The organism is Streptomyces sp. 549 (assembly GCF_030124175.1).
In the GTDB taxonomy this organism is placed as follows: Bacteria; Actinomycetota; Actinomycetes; order Streptomycetales; family Streptomycetaceae; genus Streptomyces.
On sequence record NZ_JASKMT010000052.1, the window covers coordinates 1 to 8,420 of the forward strand.

The 8,420-nt window shown below is 72.5% G+C and carries 7 protein-coding genes; 4 read left to right on the top strand and 3 right to left on the bottom strand.

Features of this window, described 5'->3' with window-relative positions; translation table 11 throughout:
- Window positions 1–144 precede the first annotated feature (144 nt).
- Entirely contained in the window at window positions 145–1,158 is a 1,014-nt protein-coding gene (locus QNO07_RS27220; protein ID WP_283995207.1) for a sigma-70 family RNA polymerase sigma factor, read from the bottom strand.
- Between the two features lie 177 nt (window positions 1,159–1,335).
- Here QNO07_RS27220 and QNO07_RS27225 point away from each other — a divergent pair, with 177 nt between their 5' ends.
- Window positions 1,336–1,857, top strand: coding sequence for a GNAT family N-acetyltransferase (locus tag QNO07_RS27225; RefSeq protein ID WP_283995208.1), 522 nt, complete (start codon window positions 1,336–1,338; stop codon window positions 1,855–1,857).
- Between the two features lie 160 nt (window positions 1,858–2,017).
- Here QNO07_RS27225 and QNO07_RS27230 read toward each other — a convergent pair whose 3' ends face one another.
- Both QNO07_RS27230 and QNO07_RS27235 read right to left on the bottom strand, forming a co-directional pair.
- Window positions 2,018–3,544, bottom strand: coding sequence for an MFS transporter (locus QNO07_RS27230; protein WP_283995209.1), 1,527 nt, complete (start codon window positions 3,542–3,544; stop codon window positions 2,018–2,020).
- A gap of 181 nt (window positions 3,545–3,725) precedes the next feature.
- On the bottom strand, window positions 3,726–4,340 hold the full coding sequence (locus QNO07_RS27235; protein ID WP_283995210.1) for a TetR/AcrR family transcriptional regulator: 615 nt from the start codon (window positions 4,338–4,340) through the stop codon (window positions 3,726–3,728).
- Window positions 4,341–4,590: 250 nt separating this feature from the next.
- Here QNO07_RS27235 and QNO07_RS27240 point away from each other — a divergent pair, with 250 nt between their 5' ends.
- The 3 genes from QNO07_RS27240 to QNO07_RS27250 all read left to right on the top strand — a co-directional run bounded on the left by QNO07_RS27240 (window position 4,591) and on the right by QNO07_RS27250 (window position 8,364).
- Window positions 4,591–5,817 carry a M6 family metalloprotease domain-containing protein gene (locus tag QNO07_RS27240; RefSeq protein WP_283995211.1) on the top strand — a complete coding sequence of 409 codons (1,227 nt, stop codon included), beginning with the start codon at window positions 4,591–4,593 and terminating at the stop codon, window positions 5,815–5,817.
- A 250-nt stretch (window positions 5,818–6,067) separates the two neighbouring features.
- Window positions 6,068–6,634: a methanogen output domain 1-containing protein gene (locus QNO07_RS27245; RefSeq protein WP_283995212.1), complete on the top strand. Its 567-nt coding sequence runs from the start codon at window positions 6,068–6,070 to the stop codon at window positions 6,632–6,634.
- Window positions 6,631–8,364: a SpoIIE family protein phosphatase gene (locus QNO07_RS27250; RefSeq protein ID WP_283995214.1), complete on the top strand. Its 1,734-nt coding sequence runs from the start codon at window positions 6,631–6,633 to the stop codon at window positions 8,362–8,364. The genes QNO07_RS27245 and QNO07_RS27250 overlap by 4 nt, the downstream gene beginning before the upstream one ends.
- Window positions 8,365–8,420 lie beyond the last annotated feature (56 nt).

An 8,420-nucleotide genomic window follows, 5' to 3' on the forward strand; every position in this document is an offset into this window, starting at 1 on the left:
ACCAGCCCCCCCCCAGGGCCAGCCCGAACCCAGGGGCAGCACCTCCCCAGAGGCACCACAAAGCCCCGGGGCGGGTCGCCCGCGGGGTGCGGTCGCCCGGCCCCGGGGCCCGGTTCCGGTTCGGCCCGGTTCGACTCGGGCGGCTCAGGCAGCCGCGTCGAAGCCGGTGTCGTGCGCCATCTTCTTCAGCTCCAGCAGCGCGTGCTTCTCGATCTGCCGGATGCGCTCCCGGGTCAGGCCGTGCTGCCTGCCGACCTCGGTGAGCGTGCGCTCACGGCCGTCCTCTATGCCGTAGCGGGCCTTGATGATGGAGGCGGTGCGGTGGTCGAGCCGGGCGATGAGGTTCTCCAGCTCCTCACTGCGCAGCAGCGACAGCACCGACTGCTCGGGGGAGATCGCGGAGGTGTCCTCCAGGAGGTCACCGAACTGCGTCTCGCCCTCGTCGTCGACGGACATGTTCAGACTGACCGGGTCGCGCGCCCAGTCCAGGACGTCGGTGACCCGCTCGGGCGTGGAGTTCAACTCCGCTGCCAGCTCGGCCGGCTCGGCGTCCCGGCCGTGCTCACGGTTGAACTCCCGCTGCACCCGCCGGATACGACCCAGCTCCTCCACGAGGTGGACGGGAAGCCGGATGGTGCGGGACTGGTCCGCTATGGACCGGGTGATGGCCTGGCGGATCCACCAGGTCGCGTAGGTGGAGAACTTGAAGCCCTTGGCGTAGTCGAACTTCTCCACCGCGCGGACCAGGCCGGCGTTGCCCTCCTGGATCAGGTCCAGCAGCGGCAGCCCGCTGCGCGGGTACCTGCGGGCGACGGCCACCACCAGGCGGAGGTTGGACCGGATGAAGACGTCCTTGGCGCGCTCGCCCTCGGTGACGATCGCGGCCAGTTCCTCGGCGGTCGCCTTGGCGCTCGGCGCGTCCTCCGCCGGGGTGTCCAGCCCGTCGAGGACGCGCTGGGCATAGACGCCCGCCTCGATGGCAAGCGACAGCTCGACCTCTCTGGCCGCGTCCAGCAGCGGAGTGCGGGCGATCTCGTCGAGGTACATGCCGACCAGATCGCGGTCGGCGATGTCGCCGCCGGTGCGCACACTGCTTGCCCCGCCGGCCTTGGCGCTCCTGGAGGCCGGCTGACGTCGGGCGACGGCACGGGTTGCCATGCGTGCTCCCTTGCAAGTGATCAGTTACTGGTCGGTGGCGGACCAGAGAACCCTTACGAGATCCGGGTTCCCGCTCCCGAAGGAATCAACGTCGGGAATCCGGACAGAATTCCCAACCTGCTCGTCGACCTTCGGATCATGCAGTACCCTGTCCGCCCTCAACGAAGGAGCGGTGCAGTGGCAGGCGGCGCAGACGTCCAGGTCAGAGCAGGAGACGAGGACGATCTCGCCGACCTCACCCGCATCTACAACCACTACGTCGCTGAGACGCCCATCACATTCGACACCAGGGTCTTCACCGCAGAAGAGCGACGTCCTTGGCTGCTCTCCCACCCTGTAGACGGCCCGCACCGCCTCTTGGTTGCTCGAACGGCGGGTACCCGTGACGTGCTCGGTTACGCCACCAGCAGTCCGATGCACGCGCGCCCCGCCTACCTGACCTCGGTCGAGGTGAGCGTCTACACGGCCCCCGGCCGTGCCCGCGCCGGCGTCGGCACGGCCCTCTACGAGGCGCTGTTCGCGGCCCTGGAGAAGGAGGACGTGCACCGCGCGTACGCCTCCATAGCCCTGCCCAACGCCGCCTCGGAGCGGCTGCACACCCGGTTCGGTTTCCGGCACGTCGGCACCTACCACGAGGTGGGGCGCAAGTTCGGCCGTTTCTGGGACGTCGCCCGCTACGAGAAGGCCATCGGCGCCTGACGCGGAAGTCCTGGCCCGGAACGCCTGCCCCGGCACGGCGCGCGGGGGCGGTCCCGGCGCCGATGCGCCGGGACCGCCCCCGCGGGTGGCACGCCCCCGCTGTGTGCGGCGGGAGACGTGCCCGCTGGGCGGGTGCCCGGTGGCGGGTGCCGTCAGCCGGTCAGTGCGCCATCACCGGCACGTGCTGCTGCGGCTCGTCGTCGCCCGCGGCCTCGTCGGGGCCTGGCTTGGCGGCGTCGGTCTGCACCCGGGCGTCGACCAGTACGGCGGCGATCGCCGCGGCGCCGAGCAGGATGCCGACCGCCCACCAGATCGCCGAGGTGTAGCCGTGCACCATCGACTCCAGCATCACCGTGCGCTGGGCCGCCTCGGTGACCGCGCCGGCCGCGTTCGCCGCCAGGTAGGAGGTGGTGGCGCCGGCCGCGATGGTGTTCAGCAGCGCAGTGCCGATGGCGCCGCCGACCTGCTGGGAGGTGTTCACCATGGCTGAGGCCACACCGGCGTCCTGCGGACGCACCCCGTGGGTGGCGAGCGACATGGCCGGCATGAAGGCGGTGCCCATGCCGAGGCCCAGCAGCAGCTGCGCGGGCAGGATCAGCGTCAGGTAGGAGCTGTCCGTCTCCAGCTGGGTGAGCAGCAGCATGCCCAGGGAGGCGGTGAGGAAGCCCGGCCCCATCAGCAGCCGGGGTCGGACCCGGGTCATCAGGCGGGCCCCGATCTGGGTGGATCCGGCGATCATGCCGACGATCATGGGCAGGAACGCGAAGCCCGTCTTCACCGGGGAGAAGTCCTGCACGATCTGCAGGTAGTAGGTGAGGAAGAGGAAGAGGCCGAACATCGCGATGATCGCTAGGCCGAGCGAGAGGTAGACGCCGCCGCGGTTGCGGTCCAGCAGGACGCGCAGCGGCAGCAGCGGCGACCGGGTGCGCGACTCGACCGCGACGAACGCGGCGAGCAGGACGACCGCCGCGACGAACATCCACACGGTGACGCCTTCGGACCAGCCGTGCTCCTCGGCGCGGGTGAAGCCGTAGACGAGGGCGACCAGACCGAGCGTGGAGAGCACCACGCCGGGGATGTCGAGCGAGGAGCGGTTGCGGGCCGCGGCGGGCTCGCGGACCACCAGGTAGGCGCCGATCGCGGCGGCCACGGCGAAGGGGATGTTGACGTAGAACGTCCAGCGCCAGTCGAGGTACTCGGTGAGCACACCGCCCAGGATGAGGCCGATCGCGCCGCCACCGCCGGCGATCGCGCCGTAGATGCCGAACGCCTTGGCCCGTTCGCGGGCGTCGGTGAACATCACCGACAGCAGGGACAGCGCGGCGGGCGCGAGCAGCGCGCCGAAGGCGCCCTGGAGGCCTCGGGCGCCGAGCAGCATGCCCTGGTTGACGGCGGCGCCGCCGATCGCGGAGGCGATCGCGAAGCCGGCGAGGCCGGTGATGAAGGTACGGCGCCGGCCCCACAGGTCGGCGATTCGGCCGCCGAACAGCAGCAGGCCGCCGAAGGCGAGTGCGTAGGCGGTGATGACCCACTGGCGGTTGCCGTCGGTGATGCCGAGGTCGGCCTGCGCGGAGGGCAGGGCGATGTTCACGATGGTGGCGTCGAGCACGACCATCAGCTGGGCTATGGCGATGAAGACGAGCGCTTTCCAGCGCTTCGGATCGGTCTGTTGTGCCGTTTCTGGCATGGCTGGGGCCACCTCTTGGCGCAGTGTGGGAAGAATCGGACAAGGATGATCGGCGGATCGTGCGGGGCCGGGACTAGTGCAGGCCGGGACTGGTGCGGGCCGCGATCATGCGGACCGCGTCGCGGACCGGAGCGCTGGGCGGGGCCGGCGGTGTCGCTCGGACCGGGCCGCTTGCGGCGGGTCAGACGGGCTGCCGGAGCGCCTCCATGGTCGCGGGGGTGCCGGGCAGTTCGGACCGGGCCGGGGCACGGAGGCCGTCGAGGAAGATCAGCACGTGGCGTTCCGTGAACCGTTCGAACTGGGCGCAGCCGGTGCCGGGAAGCGGGCGGGTGAGCTGGCTGAGCATTGCGGTGAGATCGCCCACCGCGACGTCCTCGCGCAGTTGGCCCGACTCCTTGGCCCGGTCCAGCAGTCGGGTGACCAGCTCCTCCAACTGATCGCGCGCCGCGAGCAGTTCGGGTTCCGCCTGGTCGAAGCGCGGGGACAGCATGGAGCAGAGCGCGCCGATGCGTTCGGCCATCGCGTCGAAGACGAACCGGCGGACCGCGGCGAACGCGTCGGCCTCCTCGGCGAGGGCCGCCCGCGCCCGGTCGGCGAGGCTGCCGGTGACGTCGAGCACCACACCGCGCACCAGGGAGTCGCGGTCGGCGAAGTGCCGGTAGAGCGTGGCGTTGCCGACACCCGCACGGCGGGCGACCTCGTCCAGCGGCACCTCGGCGCCGTGTTCGGCGAGCAGTTCCCGTGCGGCGGCGGTGATCCGTGCACGGTTGCGGGTGGCGTCCGCTCGCATCGCCATGGCTCCTCCTTCGACGGTGACCGGCCCGGCCCTTTCGGCGTCTCCCGCCTCCCCGGCCGGACCGGAAAGCGGGGAGAGACCCCCCCGCTTCGTTCCTACGAGTCGTAAACGGGGAGCGTGTCCCCGTTAATTTCCCCCTCCGACGTGACCCACCTCACACTCCGCGAACTCCCGCCGCTCACCCAGCGTGCTCCACCCGGGCGGCTCACTCCGTCTGGCAGCCGCCGCCCGCGGCCGGGAGCATCAGGCCATGGAGACCAGGGGAAGGCCGAGGCGCAGCACCGTGATCGCGGCGATAGGCGCGCTGGCGTTCTCCTGGGGCGCGGTGCCGGTGGAGGCCGCCGACCGCGTCCGGCCGGGACTGAGCCCGGCGGGCGCCTGCGCGCTGCGCGGCTACACGGGCGACGTCTCCGAGGCGCTGCCCACGCCGCGCGGCTACGCGCGCGCCCAGGGGACGGTTCGGGCCCTGACCGTGTTCGTGGACTTCCCCGACGCACCGGCGACCGTCAGCACGCGGGAACGCTACGCCGAGTTCTTCCCCGCCACCACCGAATATCTGGCCGCCAGTTCCTACGGCCGCCTCGACTACCGGCCGCACCCGGTGCACCGCTGGCTGCGCATGTCCCGCCCGCTGGCCGAGTACGGCATCGGCCGCGCCAGCCGGTGGCACACCGGCAGTAACCACGGCTACGACCGGCTGATGCGCGAGATACGCACAGCCGTGGCCGCCGAGGTGGACTTCGCCGACTTCGACCTGACCAACGTGCTGATGGAACCCGAGGCGGGCCCGCCCGCCACCGACACCGTGCTGTCCGTCACGTTCGCCGGCTACCAGTTGCTGCCGAAGGTGCGCAACGTCAGCTTCGTGTGGAGCCGCCAGCCCGGTGAGAGCGCCTTCCGGGTCCTGCCGCACGAGAACGGGCACTCCTTCGGCCTGCCCGACCTCTACTGGACCGGTGACGGACCGGCGCCGCTGCTCGCAGGCCACTGGGACGTGATGGAGTCGGACTGGGGGCCGACGAACGACTTCATGGCCTGGCACAAGTGGAAACTGGGCTGGCTGGCCGCCGGCCAGATGCGCTGCGTGACCCGGGCAGGGGTCAGCGAGCACCACATATCCCCCGGCGGACGACCCGAAGGGGTGAAGTTGGTGGCGGTACCCGTGGCGCCGGACCGGGTGCTGACCCTGGAGGTCCGGGTGCGGAGCCGGCTCGACCGGATGGTGTGCCGGCCGGGAGTCCTCGTCGCGCACGTCTCCACCCGGGTCCGCAGCGGCTCGGGCCCGGTACGGGTCGCCGACGCCCGCCCGGCCAGCGGCGGCTGCCTGCGCGCCGGCGATCCCGACCTGCACCCCGAGCTGAGCGACGCCCCCCACACCCCGGGGGAGACGTTCACCGACCCGGGCACCGGCGTACGGGTGGACGTGCTGGAGGCGGCCCCGGACGGCACCCACCGCGTCCGCGTCTCCCGCCCCTGAACGCACAGCCGCCCGCACGCGACGCACGACCACCCGTACGAACGCCTCGCCGACCGCACGGACGGCCGACGCGGGACGGCCGACGCCGAACGGGGCGCCTCCGGCCCCGGACGGGACGGAGATGAGCGGCGGCCCCCCGTGGGCCCCGTCGCCCCGGCACGGGCACGTCTTCTGTGTTCCCGCCGTCGTGTTCTAAGTTGTAGCCGTCGTGCGTCCGCGCGACCGGGCGGACCGCGACAGGGAGCGACGCATGAACCGGGCGATCGACAAGGACGTCCCCCTCGATCGCGACGTGTTCCTGCGCACGCTGCTGAGGGAACTGGCCGGGTCCCTGGAGTCGGTGGTCGGTCTGGAGGAGGCCTCCGGGTACATCAGCCTGGTCGGCCAGTCGGTGGGCACCCAGATCGACGAGGCCTACGTCAAGGCACTGGAAGTCGACCGGCTCAGCCCCGAGCAGGTCGCGGAGGTACTGGTCGACCTCAAACGACGCATCCAGGGCGACTTCCACGTCATCGAACAGGACGACGAGAAGATCGTGCTCGGCAACCGCACCTGCCCGTTCGCGGAGAAGGTCGTCGGCCGTGAGTCGATGTGCATGATGACCTCCAACGTGTTCGGCACCGTCGCCGCCCGCAACCTCGGCTACGCCAGGGTCGAGCTGCTGGAGACGATCGCCCGCGGCGACGCCGGCTGCCGGGTGGTCGTGCACCTGCGGCCCGGTCCGGAGATGGACGTGAGCCAGGCCCGGGAGTACTTCGGGGACGCCTCCCCGCAGGTGGCACACGGGCAACCCGTCCCGGGGCCGGTGACGGAATGAGCCTGGGCCTGTTCCAGGCCGTCACCAGGCTGCTGCCCGACCCGGTGCTGCTGTGCGACGGAACGGGGCAGGTCCTCGCCGCCAACCCGGCCGCCTCCCGGGCGATCGCCGGCCTGCACGCAGGAGCGGACCTGTTCGGCCTGGCCGTGCAGGACCCGGCGCTGCTGCGCACCCACATCAGCAACTGGCTGCGCAGCGGTGGTCTGCTGCCCGGTGCGCTCGCCATCCGCGACGACGAGGGCCGGACCCATCGCTTCCGCTGCCACGGCGCACGGGCGACCTGGTGGGACGGCCCCGGCCCGGCGGCGCAGGTGCACCTGACGCGGCTGGACCAGACCGACCAGTTCGTCGTGCTGAGCCAGCAGGTCCAGGCACTCAACCGCGAGGTCGCCTTCCGCAGCGCCGTCGAGGCCGAGCGGGAACGCCTGCTGAACACCGAGAAGGCGACCCGGGCGCGGCTGCAGCGCATGTACCGGCTCACCGCCGCGCTGGCCGCGGCGGCCACGCTGCCGGAGGTCGCCCGGGCCGTACGGGAGACCGCACCGGCCGCGCTGAACGCGACCGGCGTGCAGCTGCGCCTCCACTGGGAGCGGCTGGTGCCCGCGCTGGACCCGCAGGACAACCTGCGCGCCCTCGCCGGCGACATCTGGGCCACCGACCACGACGGCCGACAGCCCACCACCGAGGCCGCGCAGGACTCACAGGGCCCGCAGGACGCGCAGGGCAGCGGGCGGGCCGCGCTGCCGCAGCCCCGCCGCGCCCTGGAAGCAGAGGAGCCGGTCATCGCCCCGCTGGAAGCCGGCGGCGTGGTGCTCGGCGGCCTCGTCATCCGGCCGGACGCCGGTGACCCCATCGAGCCGGAACACCTCACGGCCGTGGTGCAGCAGATCGCCCAGGCGGTGCGGCGGGCGGGCCTGCACGAGCACGAGCACCGGCTCGCCGAACGCCTCCAGCGCAGCCTGCTGCCGCAGCTGCCGACCGTCGACGGCCTGGAGATCGCGGACAGCTACGCGCCCGGCGTCGACATGGTCGAGGTCGGCGGCGACTGGTACGACGTGCACCACCTCGACGACGACCACGTCGGCCTCACCATCGGCGACGTCGCCGGGCACGGCCTGCCCGAGGCAGCCGCCATGGCCCGGATCAGCGCCGCGCTGCGCAGCATCGCACTGCGCTGCGGGCGGTACCCCGGCACGGTCCTGCGGGAACTCAACGAGTTCCTCGGCACCTACCACGCGGGTCTGATGGCCACCGCCTGCTACCTCGTCTACAACCGGCGCACCCGGACCCTGCGATACGCCAAGGCCGGGCACCCGCCGCCCCTGCTGATCAGCGCCGACGGACGCAGCCGCTTCCTGGAGGAGGCGCTGGCGCCGCCGCTGGGCCCGATGCCGGGCATGCGGTACCGCGAGGCCGAGACCGCCGTGGAGGCCGGGGACACCCTGCTGCTCTACACCGACGGCCTCATCGAGCGCCGCGGGGAGAACCTGGACGTGGGGCTGCGCCGGCTCACCGCCCTCGCCCGCCACTGCACCGGGCTCACCGTCGAGAACCTGTGCCGGCAGTTCCTCGACCACCAGCCCGGCGCGGAGTTCCCGGACGACCGCGCGCTGCTCGCCGTCCGCTTCCCCGCCGCGCCGCCCATGCCGCCGCCCGGCGTACCGGCCGCCACGGCACGGCCCACCATCCCGACGCCGACACCGACACCGACCCCGGACAGCGTCCCGTGAGGCCGTCGCCTGCGCCGTCCCCGGACGTCCGCCCCGGGCGGGCCGGGCGGGCCGGG